Source organism: Hymenobacter endophyticus, from assembly GCF_032464715.1.
Classification (GTDB): domain Bacteria; phylum Bacteroidota; class Bacteroidia; order Cytophagales; family Hymenobacteraceae; genus Hymenobacter; species Hymenobacter endophyticus.
In genome coordinates, this window is sequence record NZ_JAWDJT010000004.1 from 80,202 (window position 1) to 106,177 (window position 25,976).

Genomic DNA, 25,976 nt, shown 5'->3' on the forward strand with positions numbered 1-25,976 from the left:
CCATAAGTATGCACCAAACCCCTACCCTGTTCCGGCAAGCCTGGCAGTCGTTGCTGGCTGGTGGCGCACTGCTTACCAGCCTGAGCACCTTCACTACCGCCTCCGCCCAGCGCGTATTGTGGGCCGATGCGCAGCAGGTGCCGACGGCCGCCCGGGCGGCCACGCAGCCGCTTTCCCACTTCCGGGCCGTTACTTTCCAGCTGGATGCGGTGCGCGCCGCTCTGAGTGCGGCTCCCACGGAACGCGGTGGCGCGGCGCGGGCTTCCGCTACGGTCATCTCGTTGCCACTGCCCAATGGTACTTCGCAGCGGTTCCGGGTGGTGCAGGTGCCGGTAATGGCCCCGGAGCTGGCGGCCCGTTACCCCAGCATCCGCACTTACGCAGCCCAGGGCCTCGACGACCCCTCGGCCACGGCCCGCCTTGATGTTAGCCCGGATGGATTTCACGCCCTGATTCTGTCGGCCAGCGCTACGGTGTACATTGACCCGGCCGAGCGGGGCCAGCAGACCCACTTGGTATTTGAGCGCCGGGCCATGAACCGGAGCGCCTTCCCGTTTGTGTGCGCCACGCCCGCCGCCGATGCCAGTGCCGCGCTGCCGCAGCTGACCAAAGCGCAGCGGGCCGCGGTAGCCAATGGCACCACGTTGCGCACGTACCGGCTGGCCCTGGCTTGCACCGGAGAGTACGCGGCTTTTCATGGCGGCACCAAAGTCGGTGCCATGGCCGGTATAGTAGCCTCCATGAACCGGGTAAATGGCATTTATGAAAAGGAGCTGGCCGTACGCATGGTGCTGGTGCCCGACAACGACAAGCTGATTTTCCTGGACCCCGCTACCGACCCGTACACCAACGACAACGGCAGCGCGATGCTGGACGAGAACCAGACCACCGCCGACAACCTGATTGGAGACGCCAACTATGACATCGGGCACGTTTTCAGCACCGGCGGCGGCGGCGTGGCCCAACTGCCTTCGGTCTGCGTTGTCGGCAAAGCCCGGGGCGTAACCGGGGCTTCGGCTCCCCGCAACGATGCCTTCGACATCGACTACGTAGCCCACGAAATGGGCCACCAGTTCGGGGCCGACCATACCTTTAACAGCACCACTGGCAACTGTGGCGGCGGTAACCGCTCGGCCTCCTCAGCCTACGAGCCGGGCTCGGGTACCACCATTATGGCCTACGCCGGCATCTGCGGGGCCGATGATATTCAGCCCAACTCCGACCCGTATTTTCACTCGCGCAGCTTCGACCAGATTGTGGCCCACATGGTGGGGGCCGGCAATTGCTCGGTGAATACGGCCACGGGCAACACGCCGCCGGTGGTGAGTGCCGGCCGCAACTACGCCATTCCCATCAGTACGCCTTTCACGCTCACGGGCGCCGCTTCCGATGCCAACAACGACGCCCTGACCTACTCCTGGGAGCAGTTTAATTTGGGTATCCCCGGGGCCCCGAACGCGCCGACCGGTGACGCCCCGCTGTTTCGGTTTTTCCCGCCTACCACCAGCCCCTCCCGCACATTCCCGCGCCTCCCCGACCTGCTCAGCAACACCCAAACTAAGGGAGAACTGCTGCCCACGTATGGCCGGCGCCTGATTTTTCGGCTGGTGGCCCGTGATAACCGCGCGGGCGGTGGCGGGGTCGACTACGACTCCATGAACGTGGTGGTGGTAGGCACTGCCGGCCCTTTCGTGGTAACAACCCCTAACACTGCCACTACCTGGGTGGCCGGAGCGGCGCAACAGGTAACCTGGAACGTAGCCAACACCACCCAGGCCCCCATCAATGCCGCCAACGTGGATGTGCTGCTTTCAACGGATGGCGGCCTCACCTACCCCACCGTGCTGCTGGCCAACACGCCCAACGATGGGTGCGAGCCGGTAACCGTGCCCGCCAGCGTGGGGGCTTCTTCCAGGGCCCGCATCCGGGTGCAGGCTACGGGCGGTATTTTCTTCGACATCTCCAACCAGGATTTCACGCTGGAAGTCCCCACTGGCCCTACCTTTTTCCTGCAAGGGCCCGGCTGCGGCGCGGCGGCCCTGTCTTTCTGTCCGGGGGGCTCAGGTACGGTGGCCGTTACGGCCAGCCAGCTGCAGAACTTTACGGGTACGGTGGCGTTGTCGGCGGCGGGTTTGCCGGCGGGCGTTTCCGTGGTGTTTGCCAACGCCAGCATTCAGGCCGGCACCGGCACCACGGCCACCGTCAGCACTACCGGGGCCGTGGCATCGGGCACGTATGTACTTCAGTTGACGGGCACCAGCGGCGGCGTAGTTCGTACCCTGGATGTGGTGCTGACGGTGCAGGCGGCAGCTACGCAGGCCACCGTACTCACGGTGCCCACCGGCGGCCCGGCCACGCTTCGTCCCCTGCTCACCTGGACGGCCGTGCCCAACGCCACCGCCTATGAGGTGCAGCTTGCCACCGACGCGGCCTTTACCAACGTGGTGCTAACTCAGACTACCGGCACCGCCACCAGCTTTACGCCGGCCAGCGCCCTGCAGCCCCTCACTACCTACTTTGCCCGGGTGCGGGCCCTGAGCAACTGCGGGCCGGCACCGTTCTCAGCGGTGGTGCAGTTTACTACTGGTGCCCAAATCTGCCAGAGCCTGGCGGCTACTAACGTACCGCGCACCATTCAGGCTGGCGCAGCTACTACGGTAACTTCGGTTATTGCCGTTACGCGCACGGAGCGGGTTTCTGACCTGCGCATCCGCAACCTGGCCATCACGCACCCCAATGCCGGGCAGCTGGAAATCAGTCTGACCAACCCGGCTGGCCAGCGCGTGGTGCTATTTGCCCGCAACTGCCCCGGCACCAGTAACCTCAGCCTCTCGTTTGATGATGCGGCGGCCACGGCCCTGGCCTGCCCTCTGCCCAGCGGTACCACGGTGCGGCCCGCCACGGCATTAGCCAGCCTGCTCAACTCCTCGGCAATTGGCAACTGGACGCTCACCATTTCCGGCAACGACCCGGCCACCGCCGGCACCCTCACCGGTTGGACGCTGGAGCTGTGTACGCTGAATGAGGTGCCCGCCGCCCCCATCAACCTTACCGCCTTTGCCCCGGTTACCACGCCTACCGGCGCTACCATTGATATGCTCTGGCTCGACCGGTCGAACAATGAAACCGGCTTTGAGGTGGAGCGTTCAGTAGGCGGCGGGGCTTTTACCCGTATTGCCCTGTTACCTGCCGGTTCTGATTTCTACCAGGATGCCGTTATCGGCAACGGGCGCTACTGCTACCGCGTGCGGGCTGTAAACGGTTCCGGTGCCTCAGCTTATTCCAATGAAAGCTGCCAGACGGTGGGCACGGTGACGGGCTTGGGCAACGCGCCCCTGTTGCAGGGAATAACCGTGGCCCCCAACCCCAGCGCCGGCGTGTTCAGTGTGCGCATCGAGAATGAGCAGCGGGGCCGCATCGGGCTGCGGGTAACGGATGCCCTGGGCCGCCAGGTACTCACCCGTAGCCTCACGAAAACCGATACCATTCTGCAGGTGCCGCTGGACCTGGCCGCCCTCAGCACCGGGCTCTACCACCTGCACTTGGATATGCCCAACGGCTCCACGGTAGTGCGCCTGCTGAAAGAATAGTCGCCGTTCAGCACAATGAGCAAAGGGTCGTCTTTCCGCGTGGAAGGACGACCCTTTTTTCATGGTTCAGAAGTGCCCCGGCTTGCGGTGGACTGCCCATGAACCCACAAACAGCTTCTCAGAACCGGTACCGCAGCTGGGCTTTCACATCGGAGCGGCGGGCGCCCTCAATTTCCTCTAGGCCGGAGCCCACGGTGCGCTGGTGGCGGTAGTGCGTATCGGCGTAGCGCAGCCAGAGCGTAAGGTGACGGTTTACTTCTACCTGGGCCAGTACGTAGGCGCGGGTGCCCTGCCCAGACAGGGCCGGCACTGAAAAGGCATAGAGTACATCCTGCTCAAACACATACTGGCGGGTGTCATAGTCATCGGTGTCGAAAAGGGCGTAGCGGGCCGAGAGGCGCAGGCGGCGCAGGGGCTGCACCGTTACGTCCTGGGCCAGCACGTAACCGTGGCGGGCGGGGCCATTGTCTTCCTGGTATTCTGAGCCCTGCACGCGGGTACGCAAACTCAGGTAAGCGGTGGGGCTGGCATCATAGAACAGCAGAAAGCTGCGGCGGCGCGTAGGTACGAGCAGCGGCACGGGGCGCAGGGAATCGGCATCGTAGGCCTTGGTACGCTGCCGAACCTGGGCGTAGAGCAGGCTGGTTTTGGTAGGACTGAAGGCCAAGCGCACCAGCCAGTCGTGGCCGGTGCTGGGCGCCCCGGCCTGGTAGCGCAGCCACGGAAACCGGAACCGGTCGTAGTACGCCGACACCTCCCACCGCGCGGCCGGCCGCAGCTTCAATCCCAGATACAGGCCGCTTTCGTTGATGTTGCGGGTGTTTTCGCTCAGGGCATTGCCATACAGCGTGTGAAAGTTGCGGGCGTAGTGCCGGTACAAAGCCGATACATCCACGTTGGGCGCGAGGCTGGCCAGCAGCCCGTTCACAGTGCCCAGCCCGCCCCCGCTGCTCCGGGCCGTTTCGCCGAACAGCAGCAGGTTGCGCCACAGGTAGCTGTAGCTGGCGCTAAGGGCCAGATTGCGGCGGCCGCGTAGCTCGTAGGCATTATAGGGCTCGTCGCGGCGCTGCAAGGGCTTATCGAACAGCGTGTTCACGGCCGTGAGGCCGGCCTGCAGGTCGCCGCCACGGCTGGCGTAGGTAAGGTTGCCGCCCAGCACGGTTTCGCGCAACGCCTGGCGGTTGGCCAGCTCAGTGGGCGTGCGGTGAAAGCCAGTCAGCAGCAGACCGGAGGTAAACTCGCTGAAATCGGCCAGGGAGTCGCGGGCCGTTTGCAAGGCCGCATCCACCCGTTTGCGGGAGGCAAAGGCCGTGGCCCGCACGGTACCGGTTAAGGCCACCGTAGCCGCCGCACCCCGAAAAAACGTGCTTTCCAGCACCGAGGAGTAGGGCCGCACGCCCACCGAGCTGCGCCGGAGCGTGGTAATGGTTTCGGCCCCCTTGCCCACCGCCAGCCCCGAGGACAGCAGCAGGCCCTGCCCGAATTGTAGCTGGTAGTCGCCCAGAGCCAGGTTTTTGAGCCGGCCCCGCTCCTGCACCACCAAGTGACCGGAGTAGAAGTCGGCGCCGTAGCGGCGGGTTTTGGGGTCCCAGGCAAACTGCTCACCCGCATCCTTTTCGGCCGTAAAGCCCAGGCTGAAATCCTTGCTGCGGCTTACGCGGTAGCGCACCAGCAGCTTGTCGGGGGAGCCCAGGTAGCGCGAGGCGGGCGCGCCGGTGCTGGTGGTATCGGGCGGGAGGTAACCGGGGCGGCCCTGCAGCGTCCGCTCGTAGCGCACAAACAGGGCATTGTTATCTTCCTGCCAGATGCGCTGCCACAGCGGCCCGCGGGCGGCGTTGGGGTCGGTAGTCAGCACCGCCACGAAGGGGGCCACCCGGTAAATGGTGCGCAGCTCGAAGCCCTGAATACTTTGCAGCTCATAGAGGCTCAGCAACGCGCCGTGGCGCTGGCGGTGTTCGAGCAGGCTGGTTATCTGGGTTTCGGAAAGCAGCAGCAGGCCGCGCAGCTCCTCGCGGGTGGCCGTGTTGAGGTTGAGGGGCGTCTGGTAATACTGCAGAAGCGTTTCGTAGAGGTCCTCGTAGGGCACCTGGTCGCTCTGGATTTCGGCAAACAGCTCCTGAGTCAGCCGGTCAAGGTCGGGTACGGCGGCGCGGGGGTACTCCTGGGCCCGGGCCGCAGCGGCCGTGAGCAACAGCGCCCCGGCCACAAGCAGGCGGCGGCTCATGGCTGCGGCGGTTTCGCCCACACGTAGGCCACGCTCAGCTGCTGGCTCAGGCCCAGCGCCTCGTGCCAGGCCGCGGCGTAGTCCACCTGAAACTGCCCGGCTTTCAGGCCTACGCCACCCGTGAGTTGCTGCATCAACGACGACAGCCCCGCCCGTACGGCCAGCACCGGCACCGGCCGGTATTCCAGCCCGGCCTTGAAGTCGGCGTCCTGCTCCACATCCTTTTCGGTTTCGGCCAGCAGCAACACTTTCTCGGAGGCGCGCCACGCCAGCCCAGCCCGCAGCACGGTGGGCAGGCGCTCATCCTGGTACTCGTAGAGGCGGGCCTGATTGAGGTTGTAGAGCGTGGCCCCGAAGGTGAGTTTGCGCGGAATAATATCGGCCTGCCCGCCCAACGACGCGGCCACCACCCGCCGGCTCCCCAGGCCCTCGAAGCTGGTTTGCAGCACCTCCACCCGCGCCCCCACCCGCACCGTGCCCAGCTGGTAGCCGTAGCCCAGTCCCAGGCGCTGCTCTGAGTACAGCTTACCCCCAAACCGCTGGGCTGTGAAACCCACTACGCCATAGCGCGGAGCCTCCGCAGCGGCCACCGCCGCCGATACGCCCACCACCGGCGTGGCCGGCTGCCCGGCTCGGTAGCCGATGGGCAGGGCCGCGGCCAACGAAACCGTATTCAGCGCGGGCAGCAGATACCGATTTTCGGCCCCCACGCCGACCGTAGGCCGGGCGAGGCTGCCTAGCGCGGCGGCGTTGGCGGCACCGGCCCAACCGTCATTTTCCAGCACGCTCCCGATGTGCCCGAGCCCCGCCGAGCGGGCACCCCACAAACCGGGGCCGTTGCCCTGAGCGTGGGCAGTAGCCAATAGTCCAATACACAACCCAGATAACAGGTAGATTTTCAGCATAGGCGTAGGATAACAGTTTCTATTGCTGGAAAGTAGCCACTCTAGCTCAACCGTACAATACCCCGTTGCCTGGTCATAAAAAAAGACCCGCTACCAAGTGGCAGCGGGTCTTCTTGTTTGTCATTTCGAGCGAGGTGAGGAAGTCAATACCTGCACATGGTCAAACCCGGGTTCCTCATCCTTACTTGATGCGCAACTTGCTCGGAATGGCAGGGCAGATTTTGGGCCGACGCGTTGCGCCTTACAGCATGGCCGCTTCCTTTTTGCGCTTGATTTTGGTTTTACCGCCTTTCTCGGTTTTTACCTTCATCTTTTCCACGTCGCTCATATCGGCACCGGTGGCGGTGGCGGGGCCCACACCGGGGTTGGGGCCGTTGTTTACCAGCGTCATTTCATCCACGATGTGCTTGGCGCCGCCCAGCTTCTCGATGCACCAGAGCACGTAGCGGATATCGGCGTTGATGCAGCGCTTCAGGTCGGGGTCGTAGGCCAGGTCGCCGGTCATGGCTTCCCAGTTGCCGTCGAAGGCCAGCCCGATTAGCTCGCCACGGCCGTTGATGACGGGGGAGCCGGAGTTGCCGCCGGTGATGTCGTTATCGGTGATGAAGGCCACGGGCAGGTTGCCCTGCTTATCGGCAAAGCGGCCGTAATCCTTCATTTTGAGCAGCTCCAGCTCTTTCTGGGGCACCACAAACTCGGGGTTGGTGGCGTCCTCCTTTTCCAGAATACCCTGGGCGGTGGTTTTGTAGTCGTACTCCACGGCGTCGCGGCCTTTGTAGGGGCGCACGGTGCCGTAGCTCAGCCGGATGGTAGAGTTAGCATCGGGCGAGTACACCTTCGTGCTGTTCTTCTCGCGCAGGGCGGCCACGTACTGGCGGTTGGCGCGGCCCAGGCCGGCCTGCAAGCCCTGGAGCTTGGGCACAATGTTCTGCACGTAGTTCGAGTACACCGACTGGTAGGTTTTGTAGCCGGGGTCGGCTTCCAGCTTAGCCAGGGTGGGCGCGGCCAGGAAGGCGTTTACCTTGGCCTCGGAGGTTAGGAAGGAGTTGCTGAACACGTAGTCGGCGTACTTCGGCATGGAGCCACCGTACTGCTTCTGCACCGTCTGGAACACGTCGGGCTGCTGGTCCTTGGGCACATCCTGCATGTACAGGTTCATCAGAGCCGCAAACACCTTTTTGTCGGTGGGGGCGCTGTAATCCTTGAAGTAATCCGCTACGGGCTCCTTCAGGTCGGCAACGGCTTTGTCGATACCGGCTTTATCACCGGCTTTCAGCGCGGTGGCCAGGGGCATCATGCGGGCGGCCAGTGTGATGATTTCGGTGCCGAATGCGGCCTCGTTCACGTACTGGCTGCTCAGGTTGTACTGGCGGATGCCGGCGTAGCTTTGGTTGATGGTGTTCAGGGCTTCGCCGTACTGCTGAGCGCGGGTCTGGTCCTGGGCAATCCACTGCATGAGGGCGTTTTCCTCGGCTTTCTTGGCGTCCACGGTTTTCAGGCGCTTCATACCTTCATTCTGGCCGATGAAGTACTTCCAATAGTTGGCAATGCCGGCGTACTTGGAGGCGTACTTCAGGCGCAGGGCGGCGTCCTGGTCCATGTCTTCTTTCCACAGCTTCAGGCGGGTATCACGCAGCTTGATGCGGGCGGGGTTGGTCTGGTCGAGGGTGAGCTGCAGGCCGGCGGCGGGCAGGAAACGCTGGGTGCGGCCAGGGAAGCCGAATACCATGGCGAAGTCGCCTTCACTTACGCCCTGCAGGGCTACGGGCAGGTGCTTTTTGGGCACGTAGGGCACGTTGCCGTCCTGGGGGCCGGCGGTGGGCTGGTTGTTCTTGTCGGCGTACACCCGGAACATGCTGAAGTCGCCGGTGTGGCGGGGCCACATCCAGTTGTCGGTGTCGCCCCCGAACTTGCCCACGGCTTCCGGCGGCGCACCCACCAAACGCACGTCGCCGAAGCGCTGGTAGATGAACAGGTAGTACTCGTTGCCCCCGAACATGTCGCGCACGTAGGCCACGTATTTGCCATTTTCCTTGGCGTTATCGGCCATTTCGCGCTGACGCTTCTGGATGGTGGCCATGCGCTCCTGCTCCGAGGTGGCGGGCGTAATGCCCTCCAGCACCCGGCCGGTCACGTCCTCCATGCGCACCAGAATATCCACGAACAGGCCCGGATTCTTCTTCTCATCGCGCTTGGTGGCGGCGTAGAAACCGTTCTGCAAGATGTTGTTTTCGGGGGTGCTGTGGCTCTGAATGGCGTCGTAGCCGCAGTGGTGGTTGGTGAGCAGCAGGCCTTGGCTGCTCACAAACTCGCCGGTGCAAAAGCCGCCCAGCTGCACCACGGCATCTTTCAGCGAGGCATTGTTGACGTCGTAGATTTCTTCGGCTGTGAGCTTGAGGCCTTTCTTCTGCATGTCGGCCTGGTTGAGGCGCTTCACGAACAGGGGCAGCCACATACCTTCGTCGGCCTTGGCGGCCAGTGGGAGCAGCAGCGTGAGCAGCAGCACTTTGGCCCAGTGTTGTTTTTGCATGATGGAATTGGGGGTGGATGAGTGGTTTGGCGGCGAAGATAAGCTGTTCCGCCGATGGTTGCGCCTACGCCCTGGTTCGTACCCACGCCAGGAACCACACGCCCGGCTTCTACCTTTACCTCACTATGACCTACCTATTTCGCCAGTTGGTGCTGGGCCTGCTGTGGGTGTACCGCCACCTGATTTCCCCCCTCACCCCGGCCAGCTGCCGCTACGTGCCTACCTGCTCAGCCTACGCCGTGGAAGCCGTGACCAAATATGGCCCCTGGCGCGGCGGCCGGCTGGCCCTGCGCCGCATCGGCCGCTGCCACCCCTGGGGCGGCCACGGCTACGACCCGGTACCGTGACAGTGAAGTTGCAAATTGGCTGTCATCCTGAGTTTGCGAAGCCTCTTCGGATGACAAAGGCTTTTAGGCGGCCAGCTTCTCCCCACTTCACAAATTCACTACTTCACAATTTCGCCTTTTCCCGTATAAGGCTTTCTGTTGCTGCTGTGGCCGTCGGCTATGGCAGCATTTTTTTCAGTTTGATGAAGCTTTGTATGCGCACTTTATTTTTTGCCGCCGCCCTGGCTGGCACTTTGCTAAGCAGCTGTTCTGAGGCCCAAACCCAGGAAACCAGCAGTAAACAGAAGGAAGAAAAACAGGGCAAGAAGAAGGGCAAGAAAGGCGGAAAGGGCGCCGAAGCCATTGCGGGCCTCAGCCAGGTGGGTACCATGAGCGGCGTACCGGAAAGCTCGGGCCTCGCCCTCACCGGCGAGGCGGGCTCCTTCTACACCCACGGCGACGACGGCACCCAGCCCATTCTCTACAAAATCAGCACGGCCGGAAAAACCCTCGCCCAGATTGACGTACCCGTAAAAAGCCACGACTGGGAAAGCGTGACCCGCGACCAGAGCGGCCATGTGTACATCGGCGACGTGGGCAATAACAACAATAACCGCCGCGACCTGGTGATTTACCGCCTCAACCCCAGCAACCCGCAGCAGGTGCAGGAAATTCACCTCAAATACCCCGACCAGACAGAGTTCCCGCCGGCCAAAGACGACCGAAATTTCGACTGTGAGGCCACGCTCTGGTACGGCGGCAAGGTGTACCTGTTTACCAAAGACCGGGGCCAGGAGCAAACCAGCAAAGTGTACAGCGTGCCTGATCAGCCCGGCACCTACACGGCCCAGCTGGTAGCCAAGCTGCCTATCCCCGGCGCCGTTACCGACGCCGCCCTTAGCCCCGACGGCCGCCGCTTGGTACTACTGGCCCGCCAGGAAATGTTTGTACTGGAAGCCGGCAGCCTCCCCGAAATTCTGAAAGCCGCACCCCGACAAATTTCCCTGAAGGGTGCTGGCCAGACGGAAGGCGCCGTTTTCACGGAAAACGACACGCTCTACATCAGCAACGAGCAGGGCGCTTTGTACACCTATAGCTTCCAATAAGCTGCGGCTCGAGCAACGTACTCTACGAGAGAGAAACCGGTAGCTGGCGGGCTTACAGCGAAAATTCGCTGTAAGCCCGCCACGGCGTTTAGCATGGCCCTTTTCTTTTGAGTATGTTTGACCGTCGATTCTGCAAACCCGGCGCGGCTCCTTCTGCGCCATCATCCTTTTCAGTACACATGGCTGAACAAACCACTCTCACCGGCCTGCGCGCCGGCGTGCTGCACGGCGACGAAGTGCAGCAGCTCTTCGAACACGCCAAAGCCAACGGCTACGCCCTGCCCGCCGTGAACGTAACCGGCACCGATACGGTAAACGCCGTGCTGGAAGCCGCCCGCGACTTGAATTCGCCCGTCATCATCCAGTTTTCGAACGGTGGGGCCCAGTTTTTTGCCGGTAAAGGCTTGGCCAACGACAAGCAGCAGGCCAGCATTGCCGGCGGCATTTCGGGGGCTCACCACGTGCACCTGATGGCCGAAGCCTATGGGGTACCCGTGATTCTGCACACCGACCACGCCGCCAAGAAGCTGCTGCCCTGGATTGATGGTTTGCTGGAAGCTGGCGAGAAATTCTACGCTGAGCACGGCCAGCCGCTCTACTCCTCCCACATGCTCGACCTCTCGGAGGAGCCCATCGAGGAGAACATTGAAGTATGCAAGGAGTACCTGAAGCGCATGGCCAAAATTGGCATGACGCTGGAAATTGAACTGGGCGTAACCGGCGGTGAGGAAGACGGCGTGGACAACTCCGACGTGGATTCCAGCAAGCTCTACACCCAGCCTTCGGAAGTAGCCTATGCCTACGAGGAGCTGAGCAAAATCAGCCCCCGCTTCACCATTGCCGCCGCTTTCGGCAACGTGCACGGCGTGTACAAGCCCGGCAACGTGAAGCTCCAGCCCGTTATCCTGAAAAACTCCCAGGACTTTGTGAAGGAGAAATTTGGCCTGGAGGCTGAGCGTCCCATCAACTTCGTATTCCACGGCGGCTCGGGCTCCTCGCAGGAGGAAATCCGCGAGGCTATCGGCTACGGGGCCATTAAAATGAACATCGACACCGATATGCAGTGGGCATTCTGGGACGGTATCCGCGGATACTACCAGAAGAACGAAGGCTTCCTGCAAAGCCAGATTGGTAACCCCACCGGCGAGGATTCGCCCAACAAGAAGTACTACGACCCGCGCGTGTGGCTGCGCAAAGGCGAGGAAAGCTTCGTAACCCGCCTCAAGTCGGCCTTCGAAGACCTCAACGCCGTAAACCGCCGCCCCTAGGTAGTAGCGCACAGTAGCGCGAACTTTGTAGTTCGCGCCCCCGCGCCGTCCGAATGATTTCGTTCCGGGGCGCGAACTACAAAGTTCGCGCTACTACACACAGAAAGGCCCCGTGCTCAGGTTGAGCGCGGGGCCGTTTTGTTTGAACGTCATTCCGAGCATGTGGCGCATAAAGCCAGTGTGCGGAGCCGCAGCCGAGGAATCTCGCGTGCTGACGTTGCCAAAGTAATCAGATTACTAACGAGCGAGATTCCTCGGCTTCGTTGCACTGCGCTCGGAATGACGGTCTGGTTGCCGGGTACCCTACCGCTTGGCGGCGGCCAGGGCGGCTTCGCGGGCTTCCTGCTCGTGCAGGTCGCGGGGGGCATCCTGGGCGCGGCCGGGACGGTTGCGGGCCGTAAACAGCACGTAGAGGCCCATGAACACCAGCGGGATACTCAACCACTGGCCCATATTCAGGGTCATGCCCTGCTCAAACGCCACCTGGTCTTCCTTGAAGAACTCCACCACAATCCGGAACGTGAACAGCAGCACCACGAACAGCCCAAACAGCTGGCCGCGCGGCGTGTGCTCCTTCGTGCGGTTCCACATCGAGTACAGCACCACGAACAGAAACACGCAGAACAGCGACTCGTAAATCTGGGTAGGATGGCGCGGCACGGCTACTTGCGCACCAGGGCCCACGCTCCCGCTAACGGGCTGGGTTTCGTAGGCCACCTTACCATCAGGTTGGCCCACGCGGCGCACGGCTACCGAGCCGGCGGGCACGGGCTGGTCGGGGCGCGGCTCCTGCAGGTGCTCGGTGTCGCGGGGGAATACAAAGGCCCAGGGCGCATCGGTGGGGCGACCCACAATTTCGGAGTTCATCAGGTTACCGATACGGATGAGGGCGCCGCCCACGGCTACTACCAGCACAATCCGATCAAGGGTCCAGAGCACATCGAACTTATTGTTGCGACTGAACAGCCACACGGCGAAGATGATGCCGATGGTAGCGCCGTGCGAGGCCAAGCCCCCTTCCCAAATTTTGAAGATGCTCAGCAAATCATCCTTATACTGGGCCCAGTCATAGAAAAACACGTGGCCCAGGCGCGCGCCCAGTACCGTGCCCAGCAGCACGTAAATGGTAATAACATCCACCCAGCGCGGCGACACTTTCTCCGACTTATAGACGTGGCCCAAGATAAAGGTACCCACCACAAAGCCCGACATGAAGAGCAGCCCATACCAGCGCAGCGTGAGGGGCCCCAGCTCGGCAATGATGGGGTTCTGATTCCAAAGAATGGCACTTAGCAAACTCATACACAGGAGAGGTAAACGGTAGGGTTAGGAAGGAGAAGACAGCAGCTGCACGCTGCCATCTACGTACACTTTAGCCAGAAACGGCCGGGGCGTGCGGAGCGCAAACCGGCGCAGGCGCGGCAGGGCCCGCACCACACAGGCCGCCAAATCAGCACTGGTGAGGCCTTTAGCTACGATGATAAACGTAGCGGCCCCGCTGGCTAGCAACGCCTGCTGCTCCAGCGGATTGTAGCGGATGCGCCGCTCCTGGGTAAGTACGCACAGGCCGCGCGCTACCACGGCCGGCAGCCACTCCGTATCGGGCGTTTCGGGCCGGAACAGGTCGGTGTGGCTTACAAAGGCTGTTTGCTGCTCGCGCAATGCAGCCTGCACACGCGGCATGGCCACGGTACGGTCCAGGAAAAATACGGGTTCAGGCTGCGGCTCCAAGCTCATAACGAATTGCTTCTTCCACGGCCCGGGTGGTTACACCAAACTCCCCGGCAATAACTTGCACCGAGTCACCGGCGCGGTACAGGCCTACCACCACATCTACGGGCACGTAGTTTTCCGTCAGCACGGGCCGGCCGAAGGCAACGGTAGGGTCGACGGCAATGAGGGAGGGCAAGCCTTCGGGCACGAAGCCAACAGTGCTGCCATACACCGGAAACAACCGCAGCGGGAAACCATCGGCGGCCCGCTCAATGCGGCGCAGGTAGGCCTCTACCAGCTCCCGAATAGTTAGCTGCCCCCGCCGAGAGGCATTGATCAGCATGGAATCATCCTCCAGAGCCCGCACAAACAAATCCACGCCGTCGGTTTCAAACTGGTGCTGGGCCAGCGGGTTTTCCGACTGCAGCTCCTGGCGCACGAACTGCACCGCGTGGCGCACCCGCTGCAGCGAAATACCATGCTGGTGCCGGATGGCGGCCAACACGTGTACTTCTACCAGGTTCAAGAACGACAACCCATCGGCGCTGGCCGGCTGAACCAGGGCATCCTCAGCCCGCGTCCAGGTTTGCACGGTAGTGGCCGAAAGCCCCGTGAGGTGAGCTACCTGCCGCGTAGAGTACAGGGGCAGCCGGTAGGCCTCACGTTCCTGGTATAGTTGAGTCAGACTACTTGCCGCCACCATGCTGTTCAGAGTTGAGCTACGAAAGTACAGGGTTTGCGGCATAACCAGCTTTTTCGTGCTTGGTATTCCGGCTAGCCGTTGCGGGTAGTACGGTACCCGGCCCGGCGGCGGCAAGCCGTCGGGCCAGCTTAAGCGTGCTGACGTTGCTCCGTCATCGTTCGGATGTCAGCTAACGACAACCGGCCCGACGGCTTGCAGCCGCCGGACCGGACGTACGCGGCAGAACATCGATTCTTACAGCGCGTTCAACTCCTGCGTGAAGCCTCCGCTCAGGATGGGGAAACGCAGCCAGGAACGAGGATCCACGTTGTAGTCGTCGAGGTGGAAGGCGGGGGCATACCGCTCCCGCTTCCATTGGTTGCGGCTCCAGAGGCTGTAAAAGCGCTTTACATAGGTTTTCAGCTCCTCCTCATCGGTGGCTGTTTCCTCCTGCACCAGCGTAGCCAGCACCTGCCGGGGGCTGAGCCGGTCGTAGAAAGCCAGCCGCTCAATGCGGTTGAGCAGCGGATAAGGCATCAGGTCCTTTTCGTCAGTTTGCTTTTCTTCCAGGGGGCGCAGCTCGGCGGTGGGTTGCAAGGCATTCACGTGGCGCAGGGCCGGATAATTGAGCTCAGTTTCGGCCCAGCGCAGCCACTGCTTCACAAAGGCCTTGTCCACGCCCGCAATAGGCGAGATGGAACCGGCCGTGTCGCCATCCATGGTGCAATAACCCACACTGGCTTCCGAGCGGTTGGAGGTGGTCATGAGCAGGCAGTTCTGCACGTTGGCCAGCAGCCAGATGGCCGGGGCGCGCACCCGGGCCTGAATGTTCTGCAGGGCCAGATCATCCGTCTGCCAGGTGAGCGGGCGGCCCAGCGCATGTTCAATTTTACCCACGTAGCCGGTTACTTCCTCATCAATGGTCCAGTTATAGAACACCGCCCCAATCGAATCGGCCAGTTCCTTGGCCGAGTTGTAGGTATCATCGGAGGAATTAACGGTGCCCTGATAGGCGCAGGTAAGCAGGCGGCGCGTGAGCTGCTGATTTACCGTTTGCTGCCGCTGGCCGGGCTCCATGAGTGAGGCATCCTTGGGGCCGGGAGTTTGCTGGTCAGGTACTGGCATTACGGGGCCGGCCAGCTGCCCAATTTCCTCGGCCGTGAAGCAGCCGGCCCGGCGCATAAACTCGGCGGTACCCAGCTCAGCAGTGCCTAAGCGCACCAACTCCGCCACGGCCACGGCGCACATTACCGAATCGGCCCCGCCGCTCAGGCTCAGTACGAAGCCCCGGCTGCGGGCCTTGCGCAGGTAGTCGAATAGGGCCAGGCTCAGGGCCTGGTTCAACTCCCGGTACTCATCAGGAGCCGGTAGCGGCTCTATTTCGGCGGCGGGTTCCAGGGGCTGGCTGAAATCTACGTCCACGCATTCCATGTCCACTTCCTTGAAGCTCATGAGCTGGTTACGCAGCAGCAGGTGGCCGTTGCGGGCCACCAGAATTTCGCCGTCGTACACCATGCGGCCGGCCTCGTTGCCCAGCAGGTTGGCGTAGAGGTAGGTGCAGCGGAAGTTGCGTGAGGCCTCCGTTACGAGATGGTAGCGCACATCCGTCTTGCTCATGGCAAAGTGTGAGGCCGAGGGATTCACAATCAAATCCACCCGGCCCACGAGGCGGCAGGCGGGCCGCACGTCGTCGGGCCGCCACGCATCCTCGCAGATTTCGAAGCCGAACTTTACGCCCTGGTGCTCAAAAATCATGTCGCCCAGCGTCCACTCCTCTCCTTCCCACTTCACCGTAGTAGTTTCGCCGGCCGGCCAGGGGTGAAAAAAACGGGGCTCGTAGTGCACGCCGTCGTTGGCCAGAAACTGCTTGGCGGCAAAACCCAGAATCTGCCCGTCGCGCAGTACGGCGGCCGTATTGTAGGTGCGGTGGTTGAGCCGAATAGGCAGCCCTACCACCACACAAATGCCGTCGGTCCAGGGCCGTACCTGCTGCAAGTGCAGCAGCGCCGACTCTGGCAACCAGTCGCTTAAAAACAAATCTTCGCAGCCATAGCCGGTGAGGCATAGCTCCGGCAAGCACAGCAACTCAACACCGGCCGCCTTGGCCTGCGTTATGGCCTCCTGTATGGTGCGCAGGTTGTGGGTCCAGTCAAACGGTATCTGGTTGAGGGCAGCGCCGGCTATTCGCATGAGTTCGGGTGGAAGGGTTAACAGTGCAAATCAACTCCATTTCCCCGGATTGGGTTGTCCGCTTTCTGCGCCTTCTGCGAAAACACCGCGTCCTCTGCGGACTACGTCGTTGGTACGAGGTTAGCCCGCAGAGGACACAGTGGTTTTTGCTGAAGACGCAGTGTTCTTACGGTTCGTGGTCTTCCTCGCTCGGCTGTATTTCTCCGCTTTTAATTCGAGCAACTACACTATTCACAACTTGCTCATACTCTTCCTCTGAAGAAAACAAGCCAGGCTCTAACCGCAACGGACTTACATCTAGTTTGATTTCGCCCCGCCGGTACGCCACTTTCAGCTGCTGAAGCTCTTCATGGTGTACTAACAAAGTACGCTTACGAAGCTGATTCATCGGGGAATGGCTTAAAATTTAGACGGCAAATAGCGCCCGGTATTGCTGCTTATTGCTCTGATAGCACGTCACAATAACGCATCGAGCAGGCCAGTTGTTCAAGGGTGGAATCAAATATACATATGTCTCCCACACCATGCTGGCGCGACCCGTGAGAAACACAAAGAAGTAAGGGCGCTTCTCTTGCTGAATAGGGATTTTGTATCGTGCCCGTTTTAAAAGCTGCACGATTTCAGTATGCGTTACTCGGTGTAGTGGATCAACGTAGTTAGCTGCCACGTGCTCTGCTGCCTTGCTGGTCCAATAGATGCTGTAACGAATGCCCTCGTACAGCACACTCGTATTTAAATGTAGCTCCATTTTACACGCCCAGCACTTCCAAAGCCCGCTCGGCGGCGAGTTGCTCGGCTTGTTTCTTACTCAGGCCCATGCCTACGGCTACCGGGTTTTCATCCACTACCACCGTGGCCGAAAACTCCATCACGCCGCCGGGCCGGGCTTCGCCGGTGAGGTCGTAGCGCAGGTTTTTGCCGTTGCGCTGGGCCCACTCAATCAACTTGCTCTTAAAGTTGGTGGTCGTCTGTGTCATGGCCTTCACGTCCACGTAAGGCTTGATGAGGCGGCTGAGCACAAACTTACGGGCCGTTTTATAGCCCTGGTCGAGGTACACAGCTCCTACCAGCGCCTCCAGGGCGTTGCCGTTCACGGAGCGGGAACGGGCGGCCCGGCCCTGGGCGGCATCCAGCTGCACCAGCTTATCCAGCCCGATTTTGAGCGCAATGGCGTTGAGGCTTTCCCGGTTCACGATGCGGCTGCGCATCTCCGTCAGAAAGCCCTCCTGCTCGTAGGGAAACTTGCGGAACAGGTATTCGGCTACCACCGTACCCAGCACGGCGTCGCCGAGGAATTCCAGCCGTTCGTTGCTTTGGTGGCGGGCCTGCTCACCCTGCTGCCGCACAATGGAGGAGTGCGTGAAGGCCAGCTGGTACAGGCGCACGTTGTCGGGCGTGTGACCCGTGAGGGTGGCAATAGCCTGCCGAAAAGCCCGGTCACGGCCCAGCAGTCGGCGAAAAAAACCGAATAGCGGCAGGGGTTGACCGGGCTTTGGCATTTTTTTCAAATGTGGAGAATGTAAAAAATGTGAGTTGAATGTGTCCAATGTGACAATAGTTGCTGAACCTATGCCATCAGCAACTATTGTCACATTGGACACATTCAGCCCACATTTCTCACATTATTCAGAGATTTTGCGGAAGATGACGGACGTGTTGTGGCCGCCGAATCCGAAGGTGTTACTCATGGCCACGTTTACCTCGCGGGCTTGGGCCTTGTTAAACGTGAAGTTTAGCTTAGGGTCCAGCTCCGGGTCGTCGGTAAAATGGTTGATGGTGGGGGGCACCACGTTGTGCTGCATAGCCAAGATGCAGGCCACGGCCTCAATGGCTCCGGCACCGCCCAGCAGATGGCCCGTCATGCTCTTGGTGGAGCTGATGTTGAGGTTGTAGGCGTCCTCGCCGAACACCTTCTGAATGGCCTTCACCTCGGCCCCGTCGCCCAGCGGCGTGCTGGTGCCGTGGGTGTTGATGTAGTCTACATCAGCGGGCGAGATACCAGCATCGCGCAGCGCGTTCTGCATTACCAGCACTACGCCATTGCCCTCAGGGTCCGGAGCCGTAATGTGGTACGCATCGGCCGACATGCCGCCGCCAATCAGCTCAGCATAGATTTTAGCCCCGCGCGCCTTGGCGTGCTCATATTCCTCCAGAATAAGCGAGGCTGCGCCTTCTCCCAATACAAACCCGTCCCGCTCCTTGTCATAGGGGCGGGAGGCTTGCTCGGGGGCATCGTTTCGCTCACTCATGGCTTTGAGGGCATTGAAGCCGCCCACCCCCGATTCGGTGATGGCCGCCTCCGAGCCCCCGGTCACCACTACATCGGCCATGTTCAGGCGGATGTAGTTGAAGGCCGAGATGATGGAGTCTGACGAAGACGCACAGGCCGAGGTAGTCACGAAGTTCGGCCCCCGGAATTTGTGGCGGATGGAGATGTTGCCCGACGCGCTGTCGGCAATCATCTTCGGAATGAAGAATGGGTTGAAACGGGGTGTACCGTCGCCGTTGGCGAAGTTGATGCACTCCGCCTGCAGGGAGGTGAGCCCCCCAATGCCGGAACCCCAGATAACGCCGACCCGGTCTTTGTCCACTCCTTCCAGGTTGGCATCCTGAATGGCCTCATCGGCGGCAATCAGGGCAAACTGGGTGAAGATATCCATTTTCCGGCCTTCCTTGGTAGGGAAATAGGTATCCGGGTTGTAGTTCTTCACTTCGCAGGCGAAGCGAGTTTTGAACTTGCTGGCATCAAAACGGGTGATGGGGGCGGCCCCACTCACGCCGGCTTGCAGGCCCTCCCAATAGGCGGGGGCGGTGTTTCCCAGCGGGGTAATGGCACCCAGGCCGGTCACGACAACTCTCCGAAGAGACATAGGCAGGCTCAGAGAAGCGAAAGAAAGGAAATCACTGGAAAAGCAAAACGGCCGGCGGCAGGCCGGCCGGTAAGCAGCTATAGTCTTTAGTGCTTAGTTGCTAGTGCTCAGCCTGCACCGGAACTACCCAGGCACTAAGCACTAGTAACTAAGCACTAAAAACTATTTAGCGTGCTCCTCGAGGTAGCTGATAGCCTGGCCCACGGTGCCGATGTTTTCAGCCTGATCGTCTGGGATAGACACGTTGAATTCTTTTTCGAATTCCATGATCAGCTCAACGGTATCAAGCGAGTCAGCGCCCAAGTCGTTGGTGAAGGAAGCCTCCGGCGTTACTTCCGAAGCTTCTACGCCGAGTTTATCGATGATGATGGCCTTTACTTTTTCTGCAATTTCAGACATTTCCGTGGGGGTTTAAGGAAAACTCGGCACAAATAACACCATCTTCGCTAACATTGTCAAACTTCGACCCCCTAATCTTCCGGGTACAAGATTATGGCCCGTTGTGTTCCACCGGGGTACTACGGCGCTTATTTTTGCGTTTTCCTTCCTTTCCCCGCTCATGAAAACCCTTACCCTGGATGTGGAGTATGACTGCGACTTCGACTTGTTCGGGCTCGTATCGTCCAGCCGGGAGCACACGCTGGCCTGGGTACTCAACCGGGCGCTGCATTTGCGGCTGATTAAGCAGCAGGACCTGATTTACGACCTGTTCAGCCAGGGCCGGCTGGTCATCAGCAATTATCTGCACACCACCGAGCACCACACGCTACGCCTGCTACGCAACCGTTCCGTGGATCCTTCGCCTCTGAAAAAGCCCTTCCTGGCCCCCGATATCAAGGAGTACGACTATTTGTTGCAGGTGAGCAACGGCATGGCCAGCCACTCCTCAGATGAGTTACTCGTGCAACTTTCGGCTCTGCCCGAGGTCCAGTTAGTCAGTCAGGTTGACCCGAATGACCTTAAATTCAAAGAAAATCTGCTCTTTTGAGTTTTGAACTCCTGTACTGCTGGGTAGCACGAAGGACCTTATCACGCCGAACTGCCACTCGCCCAGACGAGCTGTTGCTACGGGGTAAGGTCCTTTGCGCTGCTCAGTGCGGCATGTGTTTCCTTGTTTTACTGCATTACTTTTTTGACCATACAACGCCCCATGGAAGCTCGTCCGCATTTTAATAAAACCAAGATAATTGCCACCGTGGGCCCCGCGTCCAACACCTACGAGAAGCTGGGCATGCTCATGCGCGAGGGTGTGGACGTATTTCGCCTTAACTTCTCGCACGGCAGCCACGAAGACCACCTGTCGGTGATTAACACGGTGCGCCGCCTCAATAAGGACATGCGCACGCACGTGGGCCTGCTGCAGGATTTACAGGGCCCCAAAATCCGCCTCGGGGAGGTAGAAGGCGGCGGCGTGGAAATTAAGGCCGGCGACAAAATTAAGCTGGTGTGCGGCGAGAAGGAAATCAGCACGGCTACGCGCCTGAGCACGATTTACCTGGGCTTGGCCCGCGACGTGAAGGCCGGCGACATGATCCTTATCGACGACGGCAAGATTGAGCTGCGCGTGCTGGCCACTGACCGGGACAAGGAAGTGGACGTGGAGGTTATCTACGGCGGCCTGGTGAAACCCCGCAAAGGCATCAACCTGCCCGACTCGGAGGTTTCGGCCCCATCCATGACGGAGAAGGATATTGAAGACCTGAGATTTGGCCTCGAAAACAACGTAGACTGGATTGCCCTGTCCTTTGCCCGCCGGGGCGAAGACATCCGCTTCATCAAGAGCCTGATTGCGGAAAGCGGCAAAACGGCCCGCGTCATTGCCAAGATTGAAACGCCTGAAGGTCTGAAGAACCTCGACGAAATCATTGCCCTCACCGACGCCGTCATGGTAGCCCGTGGCGACCTGGGTGTGGAGGTGAAGATGGAAGAGGTGCCGATGGCCCAGAAGATGATTGTGGAGAAGTGCAATAAGGCCGGTAAACCGGTAATTGTGGCTACCCAGATGATGGAAAGCATGATTACGGCCCCCCGCCCCACCCGCGCCGAAACCAGCGACGTGGCCAACGCCGTACTCGACGGCGCCGACGCCGTGATGCTCTCCGCTGAAACCGCCGTGGGCGCCTACCCTGCCGAGGTAATCCGCTCGATGGTGGGCACGATTATGAGCGTGGAAACCCGCCGCGAATCGTTGTATCACCGCTGGTGGCCTATTACGCCCGAGTCGCCCACGTTCATGGTAGACAGCGTACTGTCGGCGGCCTGCCACTTGGCCAAGAACACCGGTGCCAAAGCCATTACCGGCATGACGCACCGGGGCTACACGGCCTTCCAGATTGCTAAGTACCGGCCCAAAGCCAACATCTTCATCTTCACCGATAATCGTTCGTTGCTAACCACGCTGAGCCTGATTTGGGGCGTACGCGGCTTCTACTACGACCGGATGGTGAGCACCGACAGCACCGTATCGGACATCAAGTACGCCCTGACTACTACCGGCCACCTGCAGAAGGGTGACGTGTTTATCAATACGGCTTCTATGCCCATCAATGAAAAGGGCAAAACCAATATGGTGAAGGTAAGCGTAGCGTAACCCCCTACCGTAACGAAAGAGGCCCGTTCGCATGGTGTGAACGGGCCTCTTTCGTTACCAAAGTCCGCTTGTGCGAACTATTCCTCTATCTATGCCTTCTAGGCTGGAAACCCGGAGCAAACCTCAGCAGCCTGACCTATATCAATCAAATTCATTTAGAAACAATAAGGCCTTGTACTTGCGCACAAGGCCTTTATCAATAAGAGCAGAAAGCCGGTTGACTACTTAAGCAGCCAGCGACTTCACGAACTTAGCCAGCTTGGACTTGTTGTTGGCGGCTTTGTTCTTGTGAATGATGTTCTTCTTGGCCAAACGGTCCAGCATCGACGATACTTTCTGCAGCTGCTCTTGAGCGGCCGAAGCATCGGTGGTACCGCGCAGCTTTTTGATAGCAGTGCGAGTAGATTTAGCCTGGTAACGGTTCAGCACGCGCTTAGCTTCGTTGGAACGGATGCGCTTAAGGGCCGATTTATGGTTTGCCATGGGGGTTGAAATATGGTCTTCTGCTCGAATTCAGTTCAATTGGGGAGTGCAAAGGTAGTAGTTTGGTTTGAAATAGCAAACCTCTCCGGCAAAACCTCCTCATACTCCCCCGCAGCAAGCAGCCGCCCCGGCTGTAGCTCAGGAGCCAAAGCGAGGGCGGCATTTATAGCAACAGAATGCTATATCGGCTGACTTATTGGTTCAACCGCTCGCTCAGCGCCTAGTCTACCTTTTTTTCTGTTTCACTGGCCATCTTCTCATGGGAGCGAAGCATAGGCAGGGTGTTGGTAGCAAACGTCTTCACGGTTGGCGTGTTGGCCGCTCGGCTTTTCACTTCGAACATGGCAATGTCCATCTTATGAGCTGTTTCCATGGCGTCCATGTAGGCTTCATCGAAATCCTTGCCTGATTTACTCAGGACTTTATCAGCCATGGCCTGATGTACCGGCATCATGGTTTCAGGTATCTGCACGCCCAGGGGTGTGGCCACTGATTTGAGGTCTTGGGTGGCTTTGGTATGGTGCGTCACCATCATCTGTGCGAATCGCTTCACGTCGGCATTGCTAGCTCGTTGCGCGGCCGCTTGCCCAAGCTGTATTTCCAACAGATTACTGCTAGCCGCATTCATCAGAAACACAGGGTCCTGCATGGTAGCAAAGGTGGCCGTGAAGGCAGTCATGTCGGCGGGGTTACCCGCGCCGGCACCGGTGGTGCTACTGGTGGCGCTGCCGGTTGTGCCAGCCGCTTCACTCGTTGCTGCTGTAGTAGTTCCGCTACTGCCAGCGCCGGAGGCAGCATCTGCAGGAGGCGTCGAAGTCATGTCGGTGCCGGAGCGGGTTCCGGTGGCATCAGTGCCCGTTGTGGTAGCGGCATCAGTGGCGGCACCGGGGCTGGTACCCGTACAGGCAGCGCCTGTAGCAAGTGAACCCAGCAGAAAAAGGCGGAAAATACTGTGCGTTGTTTTCATAATACGTAGGCAGTTGGTCAGGACCATATTCTACGTTCATCCTGTTGATGGGTACGCATATTTTTCTGATTTTATTTCAGCTCGACCACTCATAAAATATTGAACCTCAACTATTAACACAACAACACGCGCATTGTAAAGGTGGAAGTAAAAGGCTATTTCAGGTCCAGACTGTTTCTCTCTCAGACAACGGCAAAGTAGGCATGCCTACCTTCTGTTGCGTATATTTCCAGGCCCTACTTGGCTGCACTTTTCTGGATTACTGCTGCCTACTGCTATGCCCCTTGTATCACACTCCGCTTACCAGCCGCCGTTCTACATGTTCAACGGTCACCTGCAAACCATTGTACCCAGCCTGTGGCGCTCTGTACCCGATGTGCGCTACCAGCGGGAACGAGTAGAAACCGAGGATGGGGACTTTCTAGACGTGGATTGGTCGCGCCGACCTGATGGACAAGCTACCGATACCCTCGCTATTGTATCGCATGGGTTGGAGGGCGACGCGGGCCGGCCCTACGTGCGGGGTATGGTGCGGGCCCTCAACCACGCCGGCCTCGATGCCCTAGCCTGGAATTACCGCAGCTGCAGCGGCGAGATGAACCGCCTGCTCCGCTCTTACCACCTCGGCGACACCGACGACCTGGATATTGTGGTGCGCTACGCGCTGGGCACTGCCCGCTACCGCCGCGTTTTCCTGACCGGGTTTTCGGCCGGGGGCAACGTGACGCTGAAATACCTGGGCGAAAACCCCGGCCGGGTACCCCGGGAAGTGCAGCGCGCCGCTGTGTTTTCGGTGCCCACTGATCTGAAGTCTAGCTCCCACCACATTGCCCGCCCGGAAAACCGCCTGTACCTCAACCGCTTTATGAAAACCCTGCGAGCAAAAATGCGGCAGAAGGCGGCGTTGCTGCCCGGCCAGGTAGACCTTACCGATATTGACCTGCTGCAGGACTTTCCGCAATTTGACGACCGGTTTACGGCACCCATGCACGGCTTCAAGTCGGCGGATGAATACTATGAGCACGCCAGCTCGGGCCGCTACCTAAGCGGCATCCGCATTCCTACGCTATTAGTTAACGCCCAAAACGACCCGTTTCTGCCGGCTTCCTGCTTTCCTCATGAGGTAGCCGCCCAAAGCCCCTACGTGTTCCTGGAAACGCCCGCCGATGGTGGGCATGTAGGCTTCGGGGAAGGCGCGCCGGACGGACCGTACTACTCGGAACGGCGCGCCGTGCAGTTCCTTACGGCGGAGGTGCCGGGGTAGGAACTGTTTGTCATTGCAAGAAGGTATAACAAGCCATAACGGGCGGCTTCTGAGTATGATGCACTGACGAGTTCAGGCTGCGGCTCCAAGATAGCCTCAACGCCCTCAATGCCCGTGTTGGCGTTATGGGCTTGTTGCTTCCCCCGGCAGTCCAACCCTGAATAAGGCTGGAGTGCTTCGCTCCGCCCACAACGACTACTAGTTGTTGCGCACTACTACCACCTTCTTCGTTTCAAAAAACGGCTCCTGAAAAAAGTCCGGCAGGTCGATAACAGAAGCTTGCAGGCCGGATTCCTGAATTTCCTCGGTTAGGTCGCCGCCTTTGAGGTAATAGAGGCCACTGCCCGGGGCCGCTTCCTGCCGGGGCTTGTAGCGGTGGGCAATCCAGGTGTGGAAAGTGGCCAGGCGGGCTACGGCGCGGCTCACTACGTAGTCGTATTTGGGACGAAGCTGCTCGGCGCGGGTTTGCTCGGCGGTGAGGTTGGTGAGGTGCAGGGCGTGGGCCATTTCCTGCACTGCCCGGATTTTCTTGCCGATGCTGTCCACCAAATGAAACTTCACCTCCGGGAACAGAATGGCCAGCGGCAAGCCCGGCAGGCCACCGCCCGTACCTACATCCAGCACTGAGGAGCCCGGCGCAAACTCCACTACTTTGGCAATACCCAGGGAGTGCAGAAAGTGCCGTTCCTCCAGGTTGTCCACGTCGGTGCGGGCTACCAGGTTAAGGCGCTCATTCCAGCCCCGGAACTCGGTATCGAGCTGCTGGAACTGCTGGCGCTGGTGGTCGGTCAGGTGGGGAAAGTAGTGGTTGATCAGGTTCATCGTGGGGCAAAGGTAGACCACAGATCAAAAACGAACGAAGCAGAGCGCACAAACACGCCTACCTACCTAACAACGTAATCAACACTACTACCCCAACAATAGGTATATAGCCTGCACTAGCTCTGAAAACCCAGCGGTGATATACTGACAGTTGCTGCTGGCGGGCAATGCTGACTGCTGTTCCCAACATAAGAAACGGGGCTACGAATAGTAGGTAGAATAAACCCAACGACGCCATTCCCGACCATTGCCAAAACAGCCCCGTTAGTAAAATTATCAGCCAGCCGCCATAGGAAATCATTACCAATAACAGTGCCCAAAACGGCGGATCAATTGCCTGTTTTTGCATCCACTGGCACAAAAACAAGTGCAGGCAAAGGCAAACTATGGGAACTACAATGTAAATGAAGATAGGAATTAGCATAAGCTCATGTAAGTAGCTTTCC

General features: G+C 59.9%; 22 protein-coding genes. 7 read left to right on the forward strand and 15 right to left on the reverse strand.

Annotated elements, in window-relative coordinates:
• The first annotated feature begins 8 nt into the window (after positions 1–8).
• Entirely contained in the window at positions 9–3,590 is a 3,582-nt protein-coding gene (locus ROI90_RS08415; RefSeq protein ID WP_315997892.1) for a reprolysin-like metallopeptidase, read from the forward strand.
• A gap of 118 nt (positions 3,591–3,708) precedes the next feature.
• Here the strand turns inward: ROI90_RS08415 and ROI90_RS08420 are convergent, their stop codons facing one another.
• The 3 genes from ROI90_RS08420 to ROI90_RS08430 form a co-directional block, all read right to left on the reverse strand.
• Entirely contained in the window at positions 3,709–5,814 is a 2,106-nt protein-coding gene (locus tag ROI90_RS08420; protein ID WP_315997893.1) for a helix-hairpin-helix domain-containing protein, read from the reverse strand.
• Positions 5,811–6,719 (reverse strand): hypothetical protein, encoded by a 909-nt coding sequence (locus tag ROI90_RS08425; RefSeq protein ID WP_315997894.1) that lies wholly within the window; start codon positions 6,717–6,719, stop codon positions 5,811–5,813. The genes ROI90_RS08420 and ROI90_RS08425 overlap by 4 nt, the downstream gene beginning before the upstream one ends.
• A 241-nt stretch (positions 6,720–6,960) precedes the next feature.
• Positions 6,961–9,249 (reverse strand): S46 family peptidase, encoded by a 2,289-nt coding sequence (locus tag ROI90_RS08430; RefSeq protein WP_315997895.1) that lies wholly within the window; start codon positions 9,247–9,249, stop codon positions 6,961–6,963.
• A 125-nt stretch (positions 9,250–9,374) separates the two neighbouring features.
• Here ROI90_RS08430 and yidD point away from each other — a divergent pair, with 125 nt between their 5' ends.
• The 3 genes from yidD (at position 9,375) to fbaA (ending at position 11,949) form a co-directional block, all read left to right on the forward strand.
• Entirely contained in the window at positions 9,375–9,596 is a 222-nt protein-coding gene (gene yidD, locus ROI90_RS08435) for a membrane protein insertion efficiency factor YidD (RefSeq protein WP_315997896.1), read from the forward strand.
• A 194-nt stretch (positions 9,597–9,790) separates the two neighbouring features.
• Complete coding sequence (locus ROI90_RS08440) at positions 9,791–10,681, forward strand: hypothetical protein (RefSeq protein ID WP_315997897.1); 891 nt, start codon at positions 9,791–9,793, stop codon at positions 10,679–10,681.
• A 179-nt stretch (positions 10,682–10,860) separates the two neighbouring features.
• The gene (fbaA, locus tag ROI90_RS08445; protein ID WP_315997898.1) at positions 10,861–11,949 is read left to right on the forward strand and encodes a class II fructose-bisphosphate aldolase; all 1,089 of its coding nucleotides are present in this window, start codon (positions 10,861–10,863) and stop codon (positions 11,947–11,949) included.
• A 303-nt stretch (positions 11,950–12,252) separates the two neighbouring features.
• On the opposite strand, the gene lgt is transcribed toward fbaA, so the two are convergent.
• The 8 genes from lgt to ROI90_RS08485 form a co-directional block, all read right to left on the reverse strand.
• Positions 12,253–13,251 carry a prolipoprotein diacylglyceryl transferase gene (lgt, locus tag ROI90_RS08450; protein ID WP_315997899.1) on the reverse strand — a complete coding sequence of 333 codons (999 nt, stop codon included), beginning with the start codon at positions 13,249–13,251 and terminating at the stop codon, positions 12,253–12,255.
• A 24-nt stretch (positions 13,252–13,275) separates the two neighbouring features.
• Positions 13,276–13,686 carry a PIN-like domain-containing protein gene (locus ROI90_RS08455; RefSeq protein WP_315997900.1) on the reverse strand — a complete coding sequence of 137 codons (411 nt, stop codon included), beginning with the start codon at positions 13,684–13,686 and terminating at the stop codon, positions 13,276–13,278.
• Positions 13,664–14,407 (reverse strand): DUF433 domain-containing protein, encoded by a 744-nt coding sequence (locus ROI90_RS08460; RefSeq protein ID WP_315997901.1) that lies wholly within the window; start codon positions 14,405–14,407, stop codon positions 13,664–13,666. The genes ROI90_RS08455 and ROI90_RS08460 overlap by 23 nt, the downstream gene beginning before the upstream one ends.
• 192 nt (positions 14,408–14,599) lie before the next feature.
• Positions 14,600–16,534, reverse strand: coding sequence for an NAD(+) synthase (gene nadE, locus ROI90_RS08465; protein WP_315997902.1), 1,935 nt, complete (start codon positions 16,532–16,534; stop codon positions 14,600–14,602).
• Between the two features lie 166 nt (positions 16,535–16,700).
• Positions 16,701–16,922 (reverse strand): hypothetical protein, encoded by a 222-nt coding sequence (locus ROI90_RS08470; RefSeq protein ID WP_315997903.1) that lies wholly within the window; start codon positions 16,920–16,922, stop codon positions 16,701–16,703.
• A 361-nt stretch (positions 16,923–17,283) separates the two neighbouring features.
• Positions 17,284–18,033, reverse strand: coding sequence for a ribonuclease III (rnc, locus tag ROI90_RS08475; protein ID WP_315998067.1), 750 nt, complete (start codon positions 18,031–18,033; stop codon positions 17,284–17,286).
• Positions 18,034–18,156: 123 nt separating this feature from the next.
• Positions 18,157–19,404: a beta-ketoacyl-ACP synthase II gene (gene fabF, locus ROI90_RS08480; RefSeq protein WP_315997904.1), complete on the reverse strand. Its 1,248-nt coding sequence runs from the start codon at positions 19,402–19,404 to the stop codon at positions 18,157–18,159.
• Positions 19,405–19,566: 162 nt separating this feature from the next.
• Positions 19,567–19,803, reverse strand: a complete 237-nt coding sequence (locus ROI90_RS08485) for an acyl carrier protein (RefSeq protein ID WP_019948606.1) — start codon at positions 19,801–19,803, stop codon at positions 19,567–19,569.
• A 160-nt stretch (positions 19,804–19,963) separates the two neighbouring features.
• Here ROI90_RS08485 and ROI90_RS08490 point away from each other — a divergent pair, with 160 nt between their 5' ends.
• Positions 19,964–20,392: an IPExxxVDY family protein gene (locus ROI90_RS08490; protein ID WP_315997905.1), complete on the forward strand. Its 429-nt coding sequence runs from the start codon at positions 19,964–19,966 to the stop codon at positions 20,390–20,392.
• 162 nt (positions 20,393–20,554) lie between these two features.
• Positions 20,555–21,994 (forward strand): pyruvate kinase, encoded by a 1,440-nt coding sequence (pyk, locus tag ROI90_RS08495; protein WP_315997906.1) that lies wholly within the window; start codon positions 20,555–20,557, stop codon positions 21,992–21,994.
• A gap of 225 nt (positions 21,995–22,219) precedes the next feature.
• Here pyk and rpsT read toward each other — a convergent pair whose 3' ends face one another.
• The gene (gene rpsT / locus ROI90_RS08500) at positions 22,220–22,477 is read right to left on the reverse strand and encodes a 30S ribosomal protein S20 (RefSeq protein WP_315997907.1); all 258 of its coding nucleotides are present in this window, start codon (positions 22,475–22,477) and stop codon (positions 22,220–22,222) included.
• Positions 22,478–22,697: 220 nt separating this feature from the next.
• Positions 22,698–23,444, reverse strand: a complete 747-nt coding sequence (locus tag ROI90_RS08505) for a DUF4142 domain-containing protein (protein ID WP_315997908.1) — start codon at positions 23,442–23,444, stop codon at positions 22,698–22,700.
• Positions 23,445–23,721: 277 nt separating this feature from the next.
• Here ROI90_RS08505 and ROI90_RS08510 point away from each other — a divergent pair, with 277 nt between their 5' ends.
• Entirely contained in the window at positions 23,722–24,708 is a 987-nt protein-coding gene (locus tag ROI90_RS08510) for a YheT family hydrolase (protein WP_315997909.1), read from the forward strand.
• Between the two features lie 198 nt (positions 24,709–24,906).
• Here ROI90_RS08510 and rsmG read toward each other — a convergent pair whose 3' ends face one another.
• Both rsmG and ROI90_RS08520 read right to left on the reverse strand, forming a co-directional pair.
• Positions 24,907–25,530: a 16S rRNA (guanine(527)-N(7))-methyltransferase RsmG gene (gene rsmG / locus ROI90_RS08515; RefSeq protein WP_315997910.1), complete on the reverse strand. Its 624-nt coding sequence runs from the start codon at positions 25,528–25,530 to the stop codon at positions 24,907–24,909.
• 58 nt (positions 25,531–25,588) lie between these two features.
• Positions 25,589–25,954, reverse strand: coding sequence for a hypothetical protein (locus tag ROI90_RS08520; RefSeq protein ID WP_315997911.1), 366 nt, complete (start codon positions 25,952–25,954; stop codon positions 25,589–25,591).
• Between the last annotated feature and the right edge of the window lie 22 nt (positions 25,955–25,976).